Consider the following 19540-nt stretch of genomic DNA (forward strand, 5'->3'; position numbering starts at 1 on the left):
TGCGGCCGACGCGACAGGAAGTACGGCCATGATCAGCGTTTTCGATCTCTTCAGTGTCGGTATCGGGCCGTCCAGCTCTCACACGGTGGGGCCGATGCGGGCCGCCCGTACGTTCGTCGCGGGCCTGAAGGCCGACGGGTTGCTGTCGGGCACGGCGCGGGTGCGGGCGGAGCTTTTCGGCTCGCTGGGCGCGACGGGGCACGGCCACGGCAGCGACCGGGCGGTGTTGCTCGGGTTGGCCGGTGAGGCCCCGGAGACGGTCGACACGGACACGGTCGACGCGCGGGTCGCGCGGATCCGTGGCGGGCGCCGGTTGGGCCTGCTCGACGTGCATGAGGTCGACTTCGACCCGGATCGGGACCTGGTGTTGCACCGGCGTCGGTCGTTGCCGTACCACCCGAACGGGATGACGTTCGTCGCGTACGACGACCGGGGCGCTCAGCTGCGGGCACGGACGTACTACTCGGTCGGTGGTGGTTTCGTGGTAGACGAGGCGGCGGCCGGAGCGGACCGGGTCAGGCCGGACGCCACGCGGGTGCGGCATCCGTTCCTCACCGGCGCGCAGTTGCTCGGCGTGACCGCGTCGACGGGGTTGTCGATCAGTGAGGTGATGCTCGCCAACGAGCTGTCCTGGCGTGGTGAGGGTGAGGTGCGCGCGGGTCTGTTGGAGATCTGGCGGGTGATGCGGGAGTGCGTGGAGCGGGGCTGCTCGCGCGACGGGGTGCTGCCCGGCGGGCTGAAGGTCCGCCGCCGCGCCGCCGAGCTGCGCCGCAGCCTGGAGACGGGGTCCGACCCCGCCGATCCGCTGCGGGCGATGGACTGGGTGACGCTGTTCGCCCTCGCTGTCAACGAGGAGAACGCCGCCGGCGGCCGGGTCGTCACCGCGCCGACCAACGGGGCTGCCGGCATCATTCCGGCGGTGCTGCACTACTACACCCGGTTCTGCCCGGGCGCCTGCGAGGAGGGGGTGGTGCGGTTCCTGTTGGCGGCGGGCGCGATCGGTGTGTTGTTCAAGGAGAACGCCTCGATCTCCGGTGCGGAGGTGGGCTGCCAGGGTGAGGTGGGTTCGGCCTGTTCGATGGCCGCGGCCGGGCTGGCCGAGGCGTTGGGCGGCACCCCGGCGCAGGTGGAGAACGCCGCGGAGATCGGCATGGAGCACAACCTGGGTCTGACCTGCGATCCGGTCGGTGGTCTGGTGCAGATCCCCTGCATCGAGCGGAACGCGGTGGCTAGCATCAAGGCGATCACGGCCGCCCGGCTGGCGCTGCGCGGCGACGGGGTGCACCACGTCTCGCTGGACAAGGTCATCAAGACCATGCGCGAGACCGGCGCGGACATGAAGGTGAAGTACAAGGAGACGGCGCGCGGCGGACTGGCCGTCAACGTGATCGAGTGCTGAACTGCTGCGGTGCGCGGAGCCGGGCCGTGACGCCGGCACCCGCCGCGTCCCGGCTCGGGGGCGGACGCCTGCGCGTCCCCGCTCGGGGCCGATGTCTGTGCGACGATCGTCGGGCGTCGTGCCGACCGGTCCGTCCCGCCGGTCCGCCCACGCACCGGTCTCCGGCAGGCATGCGGGAAGGCACCTCCCACCTCGTACCCCTTGGAGAGCTTGATGTCCTCGTCCCCGGCCCGGGTCCTCGCCGCGCTGAACGCGGTGCGGCCACCCGACCAGGCGTCCCCGGTCATCGGCAGGGCCGTCGTGGTCGGGGGCAGCGTCGCCGGATTGCTGGCGGCCCGCGTGTTGTCCGACTACGCCGAGAGCGTCGTCATCGTCGACCGCGACGATCCAGACGCGACCGGCGGGCGCCCGGGCGTGCCACAGGGGACGCAGCTGCACGCGCTGCTGCCCGGCGGCTTCCTCCAGCTCGAACGCCTGTTCCCCGGCTTCCGCGAGTGGGCCGTTGCCCAGGGGGCGGTCGAGGCTCCACCGGCGGCCAGGCGGAGCTATCTCGACGGGCGTCTGAAGGTCGTCGTACCCGACGACGCCGACAGCCTGGCGGGCACCCGGCCCCTCCTGGAGGGGCTGATCCGCGAGCAGGTGCTTCGGCTGCCCAACGTCAAGACGGTCACCGCCCGCGCCACGGGTCTGGTGTGCGACGGCGCCGCCGTCACCGGCGTCCGCTGCGAGGCCGGCGGGGCGACGGGCGTCGAGTCGGGTGACCTCGTGGTGGACGCGATGGGACGCTCGAGCAGGCTCTCCGAGTGGTTGGAGCAGGCCGGCTGGGAGCGGCCCGCCCTGCGGCGGATGACCGTGGACCTCAACTACGCCACCGCGCTGTTCCGCCGCCGGGAGGTGGATCCGCAGGCGACGGTGGTCATGGCACTGCACACCCCGAGGATGTCCTCGGACGTGGCCGGCGCCGCGTTCTTCGCCGTCGAGGATGGCCGGTGGATGGCCATGATGGCCGGCTACGGCGCCAACCGTCCGGGGCGCACCGCGGACGACTTCGTGCGCCGGCTGCGCGAGCAGTTCCCGCCGGAGTTCGGCGCGCTCGCCGCGAACGAGATGCTCGGCGAGGTCCGGACCTACCGCCACGCCGACAGCCGGCGACGGGACTTCCACGGGCTGAGGCGGCTCCCGGCCGGGCTCGTCAGCGTCGGCGACGCGGTCGCGTCGTTCAACCCGGTGTACGGGCAGGGGATGACGGCGGCGGCGCTGCACGCGGCCTGCCTGTCGACGTACCTGCGGTCGGGCCCGGACCTGGGCGCGCCCGCGCGCCGGTTCTTCGCCCTGCAGAAGGTCGTGGTCGACGTCGCCTGGTCGATGTCGACCTCCGCCGACCTGGCGCTGCCGCACGTCGACGGGCCCTACCCACGCGGCTACCGGCTCTCCAGTTGGGCCAGCAGGCAGATCGTCACGGCGACCGTCACCGACGTGCCGACCGCCCGACGCTTCAACGAGGTCGTCTCCATGCTCGCGCACCCGCGCTCGCTGGCCACCCCCGGCGTGCTCCTGGGCGCGCTGCGCGCCAACCGACGGGCCCGCTGACCGAGCCGTCCGCCGCCCCGGCCGCCCGCGTCCGGGGCGGCGCCGCGCGTCCGGCCGGGATTCCTTGGCGCGTCGGGGATGGCCGCTGGACGGGTTAATCGGATGGACCCGGCCGGGTCGGTCACTATGGTTGGTCGATGGACGTTGTCAGCACTGCCGACGTCTCACCGGGTGACCGGTTCGCCTTCTGGCGCGAGGTCAGCGGGAAGCTCTGGGTGCCGTACGACCTGGCCCGGGAGCGGCAGGCGGAGACCGGCTTCGAGGCACGCGTCGGCATCAGCGAGTTCGGCGCGGTGCAGGCGACCCTGATGACGACGACGGCGCACTCGGTGCGCCGCACGCCCCGGCTGATCCGGCAGGCCGACCCGGAGGTGTTCAAGGTGAGCTGCCTGGTCAGTGGCAGCGGCATCCTGACACAGGACGGCAGACGCGCGGAGTTCGGCGCCGGGGATCTCGTGCTCTACGACACCTCGCGCCCGTACGTGGCCGAGCTCCGGCCGGACGATTCGACGAGCCGGATGCTGCTCCTGCGTTTCCCACGGGCGCTGCTGCCGTTTCCTCCCCGGGAACTGCGTGAACTGAGCGCCGTCCGCATGTCCGGTGCCCGCGGCGTCGGCGCCCTGTCGTCGCGCTTCCTGCTGCAGCTCGCCGACCAGATGGACGAGCTGACCCCGGCCGAGACGGCGCGGCTGGCCACCCTGACGCTCGACGTGCTGATCGCGGCGTTGGCCGACGCCCTGGACGCCCGGAAGATCGTCCCCACGGACACGCGCCGGCGGGCGCTGACCGCCGGCATCCGCGCCTTCATCCACGACCATCTCGGCGACCCGGACCTGAGCCCGGACGTGATCGCCGCAGCGCACCACATCTCCGTGCGCTACCTGCACAAGCTGTTCCAGCAGGAGGAGCACACCGTCGCCGGCTGGATCCGCGAACAGCGCCTCGAACGGTGCCGACGCGACCTCGCCGAGCCCCGGCTCGCCGCCCGCACGATCAACGCGATCGCCGCCCGGTGGGGCTTCACCAGCGCCGCGCACTTCAGCCAGGCTTTCCGCGCCCGTTACGGCCGATCGCCCACCGAGTTCCGCCAGCGTCTCCCGACCGTGCACGGAGACTAAACACCTGTGCGCCCCGCCGCAACGACAGCTGTGGATGCAGCGGGCAGTCTCGTCTCAGGTAGTCGGCTCATCCGGAGCGACAGCAGTTGTCCGTCACCGGTTCGTGGACCTGTGGCAGCGGTCTCGACCCCACTTCTGACACCGCGTCCACCGGCTGAGCTGACAGTCCCGTCACATCGTCAAGGGAGATCCGCATGAGACTCGCACGAATGTCGATGGCCGCCGTTCTGCTGGGCAGCGCCGCCGTGCTGGTGGTCGCCGCTCCGGCCCAGGCGTCCTGCCCACAGGGCATCGCCAGCTTCGAGCCGCAGGTCAACGGCACGTTCGCCGGGACCGGCATCAACATCCGCACCGGGCCCGGCCCCGACTGCACCTCACGCGGACAGGGCCAGCCCGGCCAGACCGCGACGTTCCGCTGCTGGGAGACAGGGCACGACGGCGCCCGCTGGACCTACCTGCACAACCGCGCGACCGGCGTGTCGGGCTGGTCCCGAAGCGACCTGCTCTCCGGTGGGGGCTCCAGGGTCGCGTGCGGCATCTGATCCGCAGCGCGGGGCCTGCCGAGGCGACGTCGCCTCGGCAGGCCCCGCCACGGTCGGCCCGCCAGATCCACGGCCGTCCGGGACCCGGAGCCGCTACCCAGGAACCGAGCCACCCTCAGAGGGTGGTTTCGCCGTTGAGGCCGAAGAAGTCGTGCCATTTGGTGGTGGGGTGGAAGGTGGTGCCGGTGGAGAGTGCGACGTGGACGTCGTTGGTGGTGCCTTTGGTGAAGACGATGATGTCGTCTTTGCCGTCGCCGTTGGCGTCGGCGAGGTAGGGGAACTCGCCGCCGAGGCAGAAGAAGTCGTGCCATTTGACGGTGGTGCCGGCGAAGCTGGTGCCGGTGGAGGTGGCGGCGTAGACGTCGGCGTTGGTGTTGCAGGTGAAGGTGACGATGTCGTCTCGTCCGTCGCCGTTGATGTCGCCGACGCGGGGTTGTTCGGTGCCGACGGCGAAGAGGTCGTGCCATTTTTGGGGTGGGCCGAAGGTGGTGCCGGTGGAGAGGGCGACGATGACGTCGGAGGCGGTGGCGGGGCCTTGGGTGAAGGTGATGATGTCGTCTCGTCCGTCGCCGTTGACGTCGCCGATGGCGGGGTGTTCGCCGGCGATGGAGAAGTATTCGTGCCATTTGATGGCGGTGCCGGTGAATGAGGTGCCGGTGGAGAGGGCGACGTAGACGTCGGCGTTGGTGTCGTGGGTGAAGGTGATGATGTCGTCTTTGCCGTCGCCGTTGACGTCGCCGACTGCGGCGACTTCGGTGTGGGGGGCGAACCAGTCGTGCCATTTGGTGCTGGGGTTGAAGGTGGTGCCGGTGGAGAGTGAGACGTGGACGTCGGCGAGGGTGCCGTGGGTGAAGGCGACGATGTCGTCGCGGTTGTCGCCGTTGAAGTCTCCGGTGAGCAGGGTTTCGCCGTTGAGGCCGAAGAAGTCGTTCCATTTGTGGGAGGTGCCGGCGAAGGTGGTGCCGGTGGAGGTGGAGACGTAGACGTCGTTGAGGGTGCCGTGGGTGAAGGCGACGATGTCGTCGCGTCCGTCGCCGGTGAAGTCCGTGGGCGAACCCGCCAGATACCGGCCACCCGTCGGCGACGTACCGCAGTTGTCGCTGACCAGGTACTTCTGGTGGTACTGGCCGGGGTAGGGCGCCAGCGACGTCCCGTTGATCACGATCGTCTGCCCCACGCCGTTGTAGAGCTGCTCGTAGTGGATGTGCGGCCCCGACGAGTTGCCGGTGCTGCCCGTGGTGCCGATCTGCTGGCCCTGCTGCACGTACGCCCCGTCGGGCACGGAGTAGGAACTGAGGTGGAAGTAGTAGGTGGTCCAACCGCCGCCGTGGTCGATGACGATGTAGTTACCGGCGCCGCTGGGCTGCGAGTACCGCCGGGCGACGCCCGCCGCCGAGGCGACCTGCGGCGTGCCGGCCGTGGCACCCCCGTCGGCCCGCACGAAGTCCAGGGCCTGCCGGACCTCGGCGCTGTGGTGGTCGTACGTCCACCGCTGCCCGCACGGGAACGGGGCCTTGAAGTTCGGCGCGGCGAGCGCGGGGGACGACGTCCCCACCGCGCCGATCAGTGCGCCGACCGTCAGGGTAAGTAGGGCGACCAGGATGCGACGCACCCTGCTCCTCGGATGCCGTGACATGGGTGACTCCGGTCAGGGAAGTGTCGGACAGGGTGGGGCGCGCACCGCCATGGCCCGGGCGGGGCTCGTCGCGCGCGGAAGAGGACCTGCTGGCGGGCCGGAATGCGCGACCCGGCAGCGGTGGGGCAGGGGCGACGACGCGCCGCCGTGGTACGACGGCGGCGCGTCGTCAGCCGGGGATCAGCCGGCGCGGCGCAGGCGCGCCATCATCCCGTTGAGATCCTGGGTGAAGATGGTCTGCCGGAAGACGTGGCCGCCGTCCACCTCACGCCACTCGTGGGGGATGCCCGCGCGGCCGAGGGCGGCGCGGAACTCACGCTGGCCGGCGAGCACCTGGGTCTCGTTCACGGTGTCGAACCAGTTGACCGGATTCGGCGAGGTGCCGGCGACCAGGAAGATGCGCTTGTTGCGGTAGCTCTCGATGCGCTGGATCGGGTTGTCGGCGCTGACCCGCGCCTCGTCCCAGAGCGGCACGCCGTAGACCGTGCCGCCGCCGAGGTCCAGGGCGGCGGAGGTCGCGTTGGCCCAGTGCACGACGAGCCCGAAGTCCCGGCGCAGGCTGGCGGGGCCGGAGTGGGAACTGACCGAGCAGAAGTGGCCGTAGTACTTGGCGGTGTACTTGAGGGCACCGAACCCACCCATCGAGAAGCCGGCGACGGCGCGGCCGTTGTACTCGGGGAAGGTGCGGAAGTTCGACTCGATCCATGGCAGCAGCTGTGCCATGTGGAACGTCTCCCAGTTGCGCGGCCCGACGTTGCTGCTCACCGGGTTCGAGTACCACCCGGTGGCGGCGTCCGGCATGACGACGATGAGTTGCCTGCCTGCGGTCAGGTTGATGATGTTGTGGTGCATGTGGAATTCCCGGAAGTCGGAGGCGCCCCCGTGCAGCAGGTACAGCACCGGGTAGCGCTTGCCGCTGGTGTGGTAGCCGTCGGGGAGCAGGACGTTGACGCCCGGGTCCCACCCGATGGCGTCGGTGGCGAACCGGTAGTACTGCAACCGGCCACCGTTCTCGTTGCGGTCGACGATGCGCAGGCCGTGGCCGTCGCGGGCGGCGGCGGACGCGGGCAGCGGCGCGGCGAGGGCACCGGCGAACGCGCCTGCGGCGGCGACTCCCGCGGCGCCGGTCAGCAGGCGTCGGCGGCTGACGGGCCGGCGGGTGGCAGGGACGTTGTCCATGAGTACCTCCATTGGGGATGGAATCGCGCCGTGACGGCCGCGCGGCGCGGGGCTTTCGACGTGCGCACGACGGGCTCAGAGGGTGGTTTCGCCGTTGAGGCCGAAGAAGTCGTGCCATTTGGTGGTGGGGTGGAAGGTGGTGCCGGTGGAGAGTGCGACGTGGACGTCGTTGGTGGTGCCTTTGGTGAAGACGATGATGTCGTCTTTGCCGTCGCCGTTGGCGTCGGCGAGGTAGGGGAACTCGCCGCCGAGGCAGAAGAAGTCGTGCCATTTGACGGTGGTGCCGGCGAAGCTGGTGCCGGTGGAGGTGGCGGCGTAGACGTCGGCGTTGGTGTTGCAGGTGAAGGTGACGATGTCGTCTCGTCCGTCGCCGTTGATGTCGCCGACGCGGGGTTGTTCGGTGCCGACGGCGAAGAGGTCGTGCCATTTTTGGGGTGGGCCGAAGGTGGTGCCGGTGGAGAGGGCGACGATGACGTCGGAGGCGGTGGCGGGGCCTTGGGTGAAGGTGATGATGTCGTCTCGTCCGTCGCCGTTGACGTCGCCGATGGCGGGGTGTTCGCCGGCGATGGAGAAGTATTCGTGCCATTTGATGGCGGTGCCGGTGAATGAGGTGCCGGTGGAGAGGGCGACGTAGACGTCGGCGTTGGTGTCGTGGGTGAAGGTGATGATGTCGTCTTTGCCGTCGCCGTTGACGTCGCCGACTGCGGCGACTTCGGTGTGGGGGGCGAACCAGTCGTGCCATTTGGTGCTGGGGTTGAAGGTGGTGCCGGTGGAGAGTGAGACGTGGACGTCGGCGAGGGTGCCGTGGGTGAAGGCGACGATGTCGTCGCGGTTGTCGCCGTTGAAGTCTCCGGTGAGCAGGGTTTCGCCGTTGAGGCCGAAGAAGTCGTTCCATTTGTGGGAGGTGCCGGCGAAGGTGGTGCCGGTGGAGGTGGAGACGTAGACGTCGTTGAGGGTGCCGTGGGTGAAGGCGACGATGTCGTCGCGTCCGTCGCCGGTGAAGTCCGTGGGCGAACCCGCCAGATACCGGCCACCGGACCCGCCGCCCGCGTTGACCAGGGAGATGTAGTGGTTCCAGTTCCAGTGCGGACCCGGGTCGGTGTGGTCGTTGCCCGGCAGCTCGTGGTGCCCCCTGATCGCCGTACGGTTCTTCGGCAGGCCGTACTTGTCGCAGAGATAGCGGGTCAGCGCGGCCGACGAGCGGTACATGGACTCGGTGAACCAGCTCGGGTTGTCGACGAAGCCCTCGTGCTCGATGCCCACCGAGTACGGGTTGGCCGACCGCGCGTGGTAGGCGGTGTCGCCCTCGCGCACCATCTGGGTGATCTCGCCGTTGCTCGACTTCACCACGTAGTGGGCGCTCACTCCCGCCGACGGGTTCTGGAACCAGCTCACCGTGCCGGCGTACGAGCCCTGGGTCACGTGCACCACGACAGTGGTGATCCGCGAGGAGCGACCCGCCGCGTAGTTGCCGCCGTACGCCGGGATCCACCGGGCCGGCGCGTACTCGGGCACTGCCGCGGCGAGCGCACCCGGTGCCGCCGCCCCGGCGGGGGCGACGCGGGCGTACCTGCCGAGTTCCGGCTGCACCCGCTGGGGCGTGACCCGCACGGAGGGCGCGCTGATGCCGGCCCGCAGCAGGTCGTAGACGTGGTCGGCGTACAGGCGGGCCGTCGCGTCGTCGGCGGCGTACGCGTACCGCGCGACCACCGGGTACCAGGCGGAGATCCGGTCCCGGTCGGCGGCCGTGAGCCGCTCGGCGTCGGCGAGGTCCCGCAGGAGGGCCGCGCCGCCCCTGATGTTGGCCGAGGTCACCGACTTCAGGGCGGCCACCGGTTGCCCGGTCAGTTCGGCCGCCCGTTCCAGCGTGCGCTGGCGGGGGTTGCTGACCAGGTGCATGACGCCGTAGCCGTTGGCCTGGCTGGGCTGCCCCTCGTGTCCGTCGAGCCGGGTCTCGCCGTAGCCGACGGCGACCAGCAGGTCCCTGGGTACGTCGAACTCGCCGGCCGCCCGCGTGAAGGCCGTGTCGAGCGGGCCGGCGGCGGGCCTGGCCGGCGCGGCGGCGGCCGGCGCGACGGGGCTCAGTAGCGCCGCCGCGAGGACGACGGCGGCACCCCCGCGCCAGGAGAGTCTGTCGGGTCTCATGGTGGTCTCCCGTCCGCGGGTCACAGGGTGGTCTCGCCGTTGAGGCCGAAGAAGTCGTGCCACTTGGCGCTGGCGCCGAAGGTGGTGCCGGTGGAGAGCGCGACGTGGACGTCGTTGGTGGCGCCCTTGGTGAAGACGACGATGTCGTCCTTGCCGTCGCCGTTGACGTCGGCGAGGTAGGGGAACTCGCCGCCGAGGCAGAAGAAGTCGTGCCACTTGACGGTGGTGCCGGCGAACGACGTGCCGGTGGAGGTGGCGGCGTAGACGTCGGCGTTGGTGTTGCAGGTGAAGGTGACGATGTCGTCTCGTCCGTCGCCGTTGATGTCGCCGACCCGGGGGAGTTCGGCGCCCACGGCGAACAGGTCGTGCCACTTCTGGGGGGTGCCGAAGGCGCTGCCGGTGGAGAGGGCGACGATGACGTCGGAGGCGGTGGCGGGGCCCTGGGTGAAGGTGATGATGTCGTCTCGGCCGTCGCCGTTGACGTCGCCCAGGGCGGGGTACTCGCCGGCGATGGAGAAGTACTCGTGCCACTTCACGGCGGTGCCGGCGAACGATGACCCGGTGGACAGCGCCACGTACACGTCGCCGGCCGCGTTGTGGGTGAAGGCGACGATGTCGGCGCGGCCGTCGCCGTTGACGTCGCCGACCGCGCCGATCTCCGCGCCGGGGGCGAACCAGTCGTGCCACTTCTGGCCGCCGCCGAAGCTGGTGCCGTTCGACAGCGCCACGTACACGTCGCCGGTGTTGCCGTGCGCGAAGGTGACGACGTCGTCGCGTCCGTCGCCGTCGACGTCGCCGGTCGAGGCGGTCTCGCCGCCGATGGAGAAGAAGTCGTTCCACTTCACCGAGGTCCCGGCGAAGCCGGCGCCCGTGGAGGTGCTCACGTAGACGTCGGCGAGGGCGTTCTGGGTGAAGCTGACGATGTCGTCGCGTCCGTCGCCGCTGACGTCGGTGGCGGACCCGCCGGCGATGGCGTGGGTCCGTGCCGCCTCGTCGAGCAGGGTCCGCGCCTTCGTCGCCACCTGGTCGTAGCGGTCGGGGAAGCCGGAGCGCTGCACGCACTGGGCGACCTGCCCGGGGGTGTAGCGGGGGTTGTTGCGGTCGCAGACGATCGCGCGGGTGACGTACTGGGCTGTGGCGTAGACCGGGTCCATGATCTGCTCCGGCGTGCCCCAGCCGTAGTCCCACCGCTGCTGGAACACCCCGAGCGAGGACTTGTCGCCGCACGGCAGGTTGTTCATGTGCGACTCGACCCAGCCGGCCTCGAACGCGGACAGCATGACCTTGTCGTTGACGTTGTGGGCGCGGGCGACCCGGTAGACGATCACGCTGATCGCGGGGTCGTGGTTGGCGGGGATGGAGGTGCAGGCCAGCGTGCCGATCGGGGCGTCGGCCTGCGCCGGCGCGGTCGCCACGACCGACGCCAGCGCGGTGCAGAGGCCGACCAGCAGGGCGAGGGGGGTACGTCTCACGATGCTCCTCTGAGGGGTGTCAGCGGTGCGGCGAGCGGTCCCGCCACGGAGGCGCGCCGCCGCCAGGAGGGCCGCCCGGGCTGACGGGTGCGTCGCCGCGTCGACACCTCCCCGTCGGTGGGAAATCGATTGCCGAGGAGTATCACCAGGACCCCGACGGCTGTCAATGCGTCCTGGAATCTTCCTTCGGCAACTGAGCGGTGGCGGTAAAGTATTGACATCTCGCGATGCCCCCCGGTTAACTCCCGAGCAATCGATTTCTCGCCGCTCCGACGGTCATCCTGGAGGGACATCCATGAAGCCCCACCTCCGCCGCTGGCTGGCTCTGGCCGCGGCGCTGGCGAGCATGATCCCCCCGACGGCGGCGCACGCCGCCGAGCCCGCCCCGGCCCCGTACGGTGTCGGGGCGCTCGCCGTCGTCGACGACAAGGGCCCGGTCGGCTGGGACGTCTACCGCCGCCTCGACCGGCTGCCCGAGCTGGCGGCCGGCAGCCGCACCCGGCAGTTCTCCAGCTTCGCCCGGGACGGCTCCAACGACGACGGCTTCGTCGGCACCTACTCGTGCCTGCGCCAGGCCGGCGGCTGCGTCATCGCCGAGGACCGCGGAGCCGGCGAGGTCCAGTCGATCTGGTTCACCCGCGACGAGGGCAACGTCACCGCCACCGGCTGGATCCGCGTCGAGCTCGACGGCGTCACGGTGGTCGACACCAGCCTCCAGCGCCTCGTCGACGGCGGTCTCGGCTCCCCGTTCGTGTTCCCGCTGGTCACCAACGCCGACCAGACCTCCGGCGGGGTCACCGTCAAGGTCCCCATGCCGTACCGCGAGTCCATGCGGATCACCACCCAGTTCAACCCGCTGTTCCACCACGTCACCTACCGCACGTTCGCGGACGCGGTCGGGGTGTCCAGGTTCGACCCCGCCGACCCCGCCGCCGACGTGGTCGAGAAGCTGCGCGCCGCCGGCCAGCGCGACCCGAAGCCGAGCCAGCCGGGCGCGAGCACCAGGACCGCCCGCGTCGACGTTCCGGCGGGCGGGCAGTCGACACTCGCCACGCTCACCGGCCCCGCCGCGGTCACGGCGCTGCGGCTGCGGCTGCCCGACGCCGCCGCCACCGCGCCGACGCTGTCGGGCCTGCGGCTGCGGATCACCTTCGACGGGCGGAGCACGGTCGACAGCCCCGTGGGCGAGTTCTTCGGCGCCGGACTCGGCGAGCGCTCCGTCCGCTCGCTGATGTTCGCCATGGACTCCGCACCCGGCGGCTGGTACAGCGCCTGGTGGCCGATGCCGTACCGCTCCACCGCGACGATCTCGGTCGCCAACACCACCGGCGCCCCCGTCGCCGGCGTCCAGGCGGAGGTGACCACCGCGCCGGGCACCGCCTGGAACGGCGCCCTCGCCCCCGACGGCGCCGCCGGCTACTTCACCACCCAGTCCCGCCGCGCCGAGACGGTCGGGGGCGACGACTGGATCGTCGCCGACCAGGCCGGCCGGGGACGGTTCGTCGGCGTGTCCCAGACCGCCCGCGGTCACATCGTCGGCGGCAACACCCGCAACTACCTGGAGGGCGACGAGCGCGTCCACGTCGACGGCTCGCCCACGCCGCAGATCTACGGCACCGGGACCGAGGACTTCTACGAGTCCGGTTGGTACTTCAACCGCGGCGAGTACAGCGGCGTCTTCACCGGTAACACCGCCCACCTGCTGCGCTCCGGCGGCTGTGCCGACGAGTGCGACGCCATGTACCGGCTGATGATCGGCGACGCGGTGCCCTACGCCACGGCGCTGCGTTTCGGCATCGAGCACGGCCCCGCCAACGACATGCCGGCGAACTACGCCTCGACCGCCTTCCTCTACACCCAGCCGACCGTCGCCCTGCGCCGCACCGACACGCTGGTCACCGGCGACGCCGCCAGCCGCGCCGGGCACGCCTACACCGACTCCGGGAGCCAGTACCCGCTGACCGCCGCGTACGAGGGCGACGACGACAACGCTCCCGTCGCCGGCCAGATGCGCGCCACCAGCGGCGCCGCCAGCTTCCGGCTCGCCGTGGACCCCGCCAACCAGGGCGTACGGCTGCGCCGGCACGGCGACCAGGCCGGCGCGTACCAGCAGGTCGCCGTGTCGGTCGACGGCCGGCCGGCCGGCGTGTGGCGGCAGCCGCTGGGCAACGACCGGCAACGCTGGCTGGCCGACGAGTTCGTCCTCCCGGCCGCGCTGACCGCCGGCCGCTCGGCGGTCACCGTCACCCTCACCCCGGCGGCCGGCGCCCCGGCCTGGACGGCGGCCCGCTACGAGGCCGACAGCATGGTCACCCCGTTCCTCGACGTCACCGCGCCGGGCGCGGTCGCCGGCCTCGGCCTGGCCGGCGGTCGGGTGCACGCCCTCGGCCTGTCCTGGTCGGCGTCGCCGGACGACGTGGGCGTCGCCGGCTACCGGGTCTACGCCTCGCGCAACCCCGGCGTCGCGACCACCCCCGCCAACCTGGTCGGCACGACCCGGACGACCACGTTCCGGCACGGCCCGCTGCCGGCCGGACAGACCCGTCACTACCGGGTCGTCGCGGTCGACGGCGCCGGCAACGCCTCCGCGCCCTCGGCCGAGGTGTCGGCCACCACCCGCACCCGCAACACCAGCGACGCCAACGGCGACCGCCGCGACGACGCCGTCGCGTTCACCCGGGGCGCCACCGCGGACGTGACCACGTCGGTGTCGGACGGCACCCGGTTCGTCCCGGACGGCCGGAGGTGGAACGACTTCTTCGCCGTCGGCGAGGAGACCCCGTTCACCGGCGACGTCGACGGCGACGGACGGGCCGACGTCATCACCTTCACCCGGGGCGACAGCGCCGACGTCTACGTGGGGCTCTCCACCGGCACGACGTACGCCGCCGGGGTCAAGTGGCACGACTTCTTCGCCACGGGCACGGAGATCCCCGCCGTCGGCGACGTCAACGGCGATGGGCGCACCGACATCATCACCTTCACCCGGGGCGCCGCCGCCGACGTGTACGTGGCGCTGTCGACCGGCAGCGGCTTCGGCCCCGGCGTCAAGTGGCACGACCACTTCGCGCTCGGCGACGAGCTGCCGGCGGTGGGCGACGTCGACGGCGACGGGCGCGACGACATCGTGACGTTCACCCGGGGCGCCACCGGCGACGTGTTCGTCTCCCGCTCCGACGGGACGCGGTTCGTCGAGGACGGCTGGAAGTGGCACGACTCGCTCGCCCTCGGCGACCAACTGCCGGCGCTGGGCGACGTCGACGGCGACGGGCGCGACGACGTGGTGACGTTCACCCGGGGGACCGCCGGCGACGTGTTCGTGGCGCTCTCCGACGGCACGCGCTTCGTCGCGCAGGCCGGCAGGTGGCACGACTGGTTCGCGGTGGGCGACGAGCTGCCCGGCATCGGCGACTTCAACGGCGACGGAAGGGCGGACCTCGTGACGTACACGCGGGGAACCAGTGCGGACACGTACGTGGCGCTGTCGACCGGCGGCGGCTTCGGCACGGGCGTCAGGTGGCACGACCAGTTCGCGCCCGGCACCGACCTGCCCCGCCCGAGCGTGTCGTGATGCGCGCGCCCCGGATGCTCGCGGTGCTCCTGCTCGGCGCCGCCCTGCTGACCGTCCCGGCCGCGCCGGCCGCCGCCGAGGACGTCGTGCGGGCCGAGGCGGAGTCGCTGACGGTGACCTCGTCGACCGCCCCGGTCGAGGCGCAGGCCAACTGCTGCGGCGTCGCCTGGTCGGCGGGCCGCCAGCTCTGGCTGCGGGCCGCCCGGGCGGGCGACTCGGTCACCGTGTCGCTGCCGCCGGTGCCGGCCGGGCAGTACGACATCGGCGCCGTGCTCACCCGCGCCGCCGACTACGGCACCCTGCGCTTCGCCGTCGACGGGGTCGCCGTCGGCCAGCTCTTCGACGGCTACGCCCCGACCGTGCGGCGCGTCGAGGCCGTACCGCTGGGATCGGCCTCGCTCGCCGCCGGCAGCCACCGGCTGACGGTGACGGTGACCGGCCGCTCCGCCTCCTCGACGGGGTTCTTCGCGGGCCTGGACACGCTCACCCTGCGCCGCGTCGGCCCGCTGGCGGCGGTCACCACGACGGCGTACGAGACGGTGGCCGAGACGCCGGCGCGGGGGCCGCTGACCCGGGTCTTCGACCCGGGCGCGGGGGAGCCGACGGCGTGGTACTACAACGACCACACGATCGTGCGCGACCAGCGGACCGGACTGTGGCACGCCTTCGCCATCACCCACGCCGAGCCCGGCGCGCCGCAGGACGAGAAGAGCTTCGGCCACGCCACGGCGCCCACCCCCACCGGCCCGTGGACGAAGCAACGACCGACGTTGACGGCCGATCCGGCGAGGGGCGAACAGTGGATCTGGGCGCCCCACGTCGTCCACGACCAGGGCACCTACTACATGTTCTACGCGGCCGGCAGCCCCGACTACGCGAACTACCGGATGCACCTGGCCACCTCGACCGACCTGTTCACCTGGACCCGCAGCCCCGCCAACCCGCTGTTCACCGACGGCTGGGAGGCGCGCGACCCGATGGTGACCCGGGTCGGTGACCGCTGGGTCATGTACTACACGGCGACCTCGAACCCGCAGGGCGGCAACCACGTGGTCGCGTACCGCACCAGCACCGACCTGCGGACGTGGAGCGGCCGGGGCGTCGCGTACGCGTCGCCGCACACCGGCCGGGCCGCCGGGCAGACGGAGTCGCCGTTCGTGGTGCGCCGGGGGGACTGGTGGTACCTCTTCGTCTGCTGCGACGGCACGGACTACGGCGCGGCGTACCGGCGCACCGCCGTCTACCGCAGCCGCGACCCGCTGCGCTTCGAGGGGGCGGAGAAGGTGACCGTGCTCGACGCGCACGCCGCCGAGGTGGTGGTGGACGGAGACAACTGGTACCTGAGCCACGCCGGCTGGGGCCAGGGCGGGCTGTGGCTCGCCCCGCTGACCTGGTCCCCCCAGGTGGTCGCCCGCGGCTACCAGGTGAGCACCGGCTTCCTGCGCGCCGACGTGCGCACCTGGCCGCACACCCGGATCGCGTCCCTGGCGGTCGACCCGGCCGGCGCGGGGGCGTACCGGCCGGCGTTGGACTCGTCGCACCGGGGCACCGGTCCCTACCTGGCGGTCGGCCGCTTCGACGTCACGGACCGGGCGGGCCCGCCGGCACGGGTGGACGTCTCCGCCGACGGTTCCCGGATCAACCTGGTCGGCATGCGGATGGGCGACGAGCCGGTCACCGCCGACTGGCTGCTGACCGTGGCGCCCCGCTGGGCCGGGCCGGCGCTGCAGAGCGACGTCACCTGGTCGGTGACCGGCCAGACGACGGCGCCGGTGTGGGAGGTGGCGTTCAACGTCGACGGCGCCCTGCCGTCGGTCGGCGATCCCGCCGTGGCGGCCCGGCCGACCGGGGACGTGCCGGGGATGCCGACCTGGACGATGACCTCCGGCGCGGATCTGTCCCTCGTGGCCGCCCACCGCTGGGCCTCGGCGTGGCGCGGCGACAACACCTGGTACGACGCCGGCCACGCGATGGCGGCCTGGCAGCCGCTGTGGCGCAACGGGGGCGCCGCGTGGCCGCCGGGGCAGTACCCGGGCGGGACGTGGCGGTTCGCCGCCAGCGGGGTGGGGCGGGACACCGCGTTCGCCGAGACCGTGCACGCGGCGGTCAACGCGGTGCCCTGAGGGCCGCCGGTGCGGGTCGGGCAGCGCGGGGTGGCGGCCCGGCCCGCACCGGGGGCGTTGACATCACTTCGATGCCCGTCTATGTTGCCAGAAATCGATTTCCGATCTTCCCGGAGGCCCGCGTGAGCGACCAGGTGACCGTCGCCATGTCCGGCATCACCAAGCGCTTCGGCGGCGTCCACGCCCTGCGCGGCGTGGACCTCACCCTGCGCGCCGGCGAGGTCCACGCCCTGCTGGGGGAGAACGGGGCCGGGAAGTCCACCCTGATCAACATCCTCTCCGGCGTCGTCACCGACTACGACGGGGAGATCTCGATCGGCGGCCGGCCCGCGCGCTTCGCCGGCCCGGCCGCCGCCCAGGCCGCCGGCATCGCCACGATCCACCAGGAACTCGACCTGGTGCCGGCGCTCTCCGTGGCCGAGAACCTGGTGCTCGGCCGGGAACCGCGCACCCGGCTGCGGACGCTCGACCGGCGGGCGATGACCCGCGCCGCCCGGGACTGGCTGGGCCCGCTCGGCGGCCAGATCGATCCGCGCCGGCCCGTCGGTTCGCTGCGCGTCGGTGAGCAGCAGCTCGTCGAGATCGCCAAGGCGCTCTCCCTCGACGCCCGCGTCCTCGTCATGGACGAGCCGACCGCCGCGCTCGCCGACGCCGAGGTGCGGCGGCTGATGTCCACCATCCGCGCGCTGCGCGAGCGCGGCGTGGCCGTCGTCTACATCTCCCACCGGCTCGAGGAGATCGAGCACATCGCCGACCGGGCCACCGTCCTGCGCAACGGCGAGGTGGCCGGCACGCTGCGCCCGGGCCCCGCCGACCGGCAGCGGATCATCACGCTGATGGTGGGACGTCCGGCGGAGGCGCTGTTCAGCGCGGGATCCGCCGGGCCCGCCCGCCCCGCGGGGCCCCCGGTGCTGGAGGTCGACGACCTCGCCGTACGACCCCGGGGCACCCGGCCCGGGCGCTGCGAACCCGCCGGCGTCAGCCTGACCGTGCGCGCCGGGGAGATCGTCGGTCTGGCCGGCCTGATGGGGGCGGGACGCACCGAACTGCTGGAGACCCTGTACGGCGCCGGCCCGCCCGGTCGCCGCAGCGGCCAGGTCCTGCTGGCCGGCCGCCCGTACGCACCGCGTGGCCCCCGTGCCGCCCTGCGCGCCGGCGTCGGCTTCGTGCCGGAGGACCGCCGCCGCTCCGCCCTGGTGCTGGAGCACCCCGTCGGCCGCAGCATCGTCCTGGCCGCCCTGCGCCGGCTCAGCACCGCCGGAGTCGTCCGCGCCGGACGCGAGCGCGACGCGGTGCGCCGGCAGGTCGCCGCCCTGGCGATCAAGACGTCGTCGTCGGCCGCGCCGGTCGGCTCGCTCTCCGGCGGCAACCAGCAGAAGGTCGTCTTCGCCCGGCACCTGCTCACCCGTCCCCGCCTGCTGCTGCTCGACGAGCCGACCCGGGGCGTCGACGTGGGCGCCAAGGCGGAGATCTACCGGCTGCTGCGCCGCCTCGCCGACGACGGCATGGGCATCCTGCTCGCCTCGTCGGAGCTGCCCGAGCTGACCGGCGTCTGCGACCGGATCGTGGTCCTGCGGCGCGGACGGGCCGTCGCGGAACTCGCGGCCGACGGGTGCACCGGCGAGGACATCCTGACCGCGGCCATGGGCGGCACGGCCGCCGGAGGGGACGACCGATGACCCACCTGCGCGCACCGGACCAGGGGCCCGGCACGCCGCTGGCGCCGGCCGGCGGCGACCCGGCGGCCGGCGCCGGCCGGTGGCGCCGGGCCGGCGGCCGGGGCGACCTCGTCGAGCGGCTCTTCGCCGTGCAGAGCCTCTTCGCGCTGCTGCTGGTGTTCGTGCTGGCCATCGCCGTCTCGCCCCGCCGCGACGGTGAGATCCTCTTCTTGTCCACGGAGAACCTCGGCAACATCGTCCGCGCGGTGTCCGAGATCGGGATCATCGCCATCGGCATGACGTTCGTCGTCCTGCTCGGCGGCATCGACCTCTCCGTCGGCGCCATCCTCGGCCTCTCCGCCGTCGGCACCGCCACGCTGATGGTCGACTCCGGGCTCGGCATCCTGCCCGCCGTCACCGTCGTGTTGCTGATCGGCGCCCTCTTCGGCGCGTTGCAGGGCTACGCGACGGCCCGGCTCGGCATCCAGTCGTTCATCGTCACCCTCGCGGGACTCCAGGTCGCGCGCGGCCTCGCCCGGATCTGGTCGGGCGGGCTCGGCATCCCGATCGCCTACGGCGACGGCCCGCAGGAGGCGCCCCCGGCGTTCGAGATCCTCAACGGCACGATCAACGGGGTGCTGCCCGTCCCGGCCGTGCTGTTCATCGGCATCGGGGTGGCCGCGATCGTCGTGCTGCGCAAGACCGCGTTCGCCCGCCACGTCTACGCCATCGGCGGCAACGAGAAGGCCGCCCGCCTCTCGGGCGTGCCCGTGCTGCGGGTCAAGGTCGCGGTCTTCGCGATCGCGGGCCTGCTCGCCGCCGTGGCCGGCATCATCCACGCCGGACAGCTCAACCAGGGCAGCCCCAACGACGGCGCCGGCTACGAACTCGACGCCATCGCCGCAGTGGTCATCGGCGGCACCAGCCTCGCCGGGGGCACCGGCTCGATGGGCGGCACCCTCGCCGGGGCGCTGCTGCTCGGCATCCTCAACAACATCCTCGCGCTCAACAACATCGACGCCAACGTGCAGCTACTGATCAAGGGGCTGGTGATCGTGGCCGCCGCCGGGCTGCAGAAGCTCCGCCGCAGCATCGTCTGAACCGCCA

At 72.3% G+C, this 19540-nt stretch carries 12 protein-coding genes; 8 read left to right on the top strand and 4 right to left on the bottom strand.

The window, feature by feature from the left end:
• Positions 1-28: 28 nt before the first annotated feature.
• The 4 genes from ACN27A_RS03095 (at position 29) to ACN27A_RS03110 (ending at position 4649) form a co-directional block, all read left to right on the top strand.
• Positions 29-1399, top strand: a complete 1371-nt coding sequence (locus ACN27A_RS03095) for an L-serine ammonia-lyase (RefSeq protein WP_421449647.1) — start codon at positions 29-31, stop codon at positions 1397-1399.
• 213 nt (positions 1400-1612) lie between these two features.
• Positions 1613-2989 carry an FAD-dependent oxidoreductase gene (locus ACN27A_RS03100; protein ID WP_421449648.1) on the top strand — a complete coding sequence of 459 codons (1377 nt, stop codon included), beginning with the start codon at positions 1613-1615 and terminating at the stop codon, positions 2987-2989.
• Between the two features lie 137 nt (positions 2990-3126).
• The gene (locus tag ACN27A_RS03105; protein WP_421449650.1) at positions 3127-4107 is read left to right on the top strand and encodes a helix-turn-helix domain-containing protein; all 981 of its coding nucleotides are present in this window, start codon (positions 3127-3129) and stop codon (positions 4105-4107) included.
• Between the two features lie 194 nt (positions 4108-4301).
• Positions 4302-4649 carry a hypothetical protein gene (locus ACN27A_RS03110; protein WP_421449652.1) on the top strand — a complete coding sequence of 116 codons (348 nt, stop codon included), beginning with the start codon at positions 4302-4304 and terminating at the stop codon, positions 4647-4649.
• Between the two features lie 115 nt (positions 4650-4764).
• Here the strand turns inward: ACN27A_RS03110 and ACN27A_RS03115 are convergent, their stop codons facing one another.
• The 4 genes from ACN27A_RS03115 to ACN27A_RS03130 form a co-directional block, all read right to left on the bottom strand.
• Positions 4765-6285 carry an FG-GAP-like repeat-containing protein gene (locus tag ACN27A_RS03115; RefSeq protein WP_421449653.1) on the bottom strand — a complete coding sequence of 507 codons (1521 nt, stop codon included), beginning with the start codon at positions 6283-6285 and terminating at the stop codon, positions 4765-4767.
• A 180-nt stretch (positions 6286-6465) separates the two neighbouring features.
• Positions 6466-7464 carry an alpha/beta hydrolase gene (locus ACN27A_RS03120; protein WP_421449655.1) on the bottom strand — a complete coding sequence of 333 codons (999 nt, stop codon included), beginning with the start codon at positions 7462-7464 and terminating at the stop codon, positions 6466-6468.
• Positions 7465-7539: 75 nt separating this feature from the next.
• Positions 7540-9609, bottom strand: coding sequence for an N-acetylmuramoyl-L-alanine amidase (locus ACN27A_RS03125; protein WP_421449657.1), 2070 nt, complete (start codon positions 9607-9609; stop codon positions 7540-7542).
• Positions 9610-9629: 20 nt separating this feature from the next.
• Positions 9630-11081, bottom strand: coding sequence for an FG-GAP repeat domain-containing protein (locus ACN27A_RS03130; protein WP_421449658.1), 1452 nt, complete (start codon positions 11079-11081; stop codon positions 9630-9632).
• Positions 11082-11376: 295 nt separating this feature from the next.
• Between ACN27A_RS03130 and ACN27A_RS03135 the strand changes: the two genes are divergently transcribed.
• The 4 genes from ACN27A_RS03135 (at position 11377) to ACN27A_RS03150 (ending at position 19533) form a co-directional block, all read left to right on the top strand.
• Entirely contained in the window at positions 11377-14652 is a 3276-nt protein-coding gene (locus ACN27A_RS03135; protein ID WP_421449660.1) for a DUF2961 domain-containing protein, read from the top strand.
• Complete coding sequence (locus ACN27A_RS03140; protein ID WP_421449662.1) at positions 14652-16775, top strand: family 43 glycosylhydrolase; 2124 nt, start codon at positions 14652-14654, stop codon at positions 16773-16775. Before ACN27A_RS03135 ends, ACN27A_RS03140 begins: the two co-directional genes overlap by 1 nt.
• A 122-nt stretch (positions 16776-16897) precedes the next feature.
• Entirely contained in the window at positions 16898-18454 is a 1557-nt protein-coding gene (locus tag ACN27A_RS03145; protein WP_421449664.1) for a sugar ABC transporter ATP-binding protein, read from the top strand.
• A complete protein-coding gene (locus ACN27A_RS03150; RefSeq protein ID WP_421449666.1) occupies positions 18451-19533 on the top strand; it encodes an ABC transporter permease in 1083 nt (360 codons plus the stop codon). Before ACN27A_RS03145 ends, ACN27A_RS03150 begins: the two co-directional genes overlap by 4 nt.
• Positions 19534-19540 lie beyond the last annotated feature (7 nt).

The organism is Micromonospora sp. WMMD737 (genome assembly GCF_049179055.1).
In the GTDB taxonomy this organism is placed as follows: domain Bacteria; phylum Actinomycetota; class Actinomycetes; order Mycobacteriales; family Micromonosporaceae; genus Micromonospora; species Micromonospora reichwaldensis.